Origin of the sequence: Pelosinus sp. sgz500959, assembly GCF_042610375.1 — a bacterium.
GTDB lineage: Bacteria > Bacillota > Negativicutes > DSM-13327 > DSM-13327 > CTSoil-075.
The window spans coordinates 1-900 of the sequence record NZ_JBGJZL010000043.1 but is presented as its reverse complement, the minus strand read 5'-3'; the positions used below and the strand labels follow the sequence as shown (position 1 = coordinate 900).

At 34.4% G+C, this 900-nt stretch carries 1 pseudogene; it reads right to left on the bottom strand.

What is annotated here, in order from left to right:
• Positions 1–720 precede the first annotated feature (720 nt).
• Positions 721–900: pseudogene (locus ACAN52_RS21850) on the bottom strand (TRAP transporter substrate-binding protein); the annotation flags it as partial.

Below are 900 nucleotides of genomic sequence, written 5' to 3'. Positions count from 1 at the left end.
ATAGTAGTAAACTGAATACCCCATTTACTTCTTTTTTCTGAATTTGCGCTGGTTCTTTTGAATGTTCCAAAATATCAACTCCTAATATACAATTTAATACGAATTTAGACTATCTTCACATGGTTATAATGCTTTTTTTACGAAAACAAACTGTCAGCAGATTATCATTGTCGATAAGCGGCATTTCTGATTTCGCCTTACGCAGAAGCGTTGGTGTACCACAAAGGAGTTCAAGATAGCCGCAGTTACATAAAGTTCCCCCTTTCCACATTTCCATATGCCTGATTTTATTCATATTATACTACCATACTAGTATGGTTTCAATGTTTATTTTGGAAAATTCATTCTTTTTCCCAATTAAAAATTCCAGGCACATCTATATTAGTTTCTTGGAAGTTTGATACTTGTGAAATGAAAAAATGCCCCGAATCAGAAGAGCCAAAATGATATTAATGCTTTATAAAATATATTGTCGTCTTTTGTTCCCAACTCCTGTAGAGTTAAAGCCGTTACCTGATGACAGAGTCAAGGTGGCGGCTTTTTTTATACTTTTCATGTCCGGTATGGCGAAGTGTGATTAACAAGAGATCTTGACGGTATCTGTTTACTTTATGCTACTAAGCCTTATAAAAGACTTTAAATATAAGGGAAAAGGGCTATTACAAAAACTCAACCGAGTTCTGAATAGCCCCTTTGGATAGTTAGATATTCTATTTTATATTACTTTAAAGTGTGAATGTAATCGATAAGATCTTTAAATTGCGCACCATTCTTCTCAATGACTGGTTTAACGGCTGCTTGCCACTCAGCTACATTATCAACAGTAGTAATTGTAACGCCAGCAGCTTTAATTTTTGCGTTGGATTTTTCTTCATATTTAGCCCATTCTTCCTTTTCTGT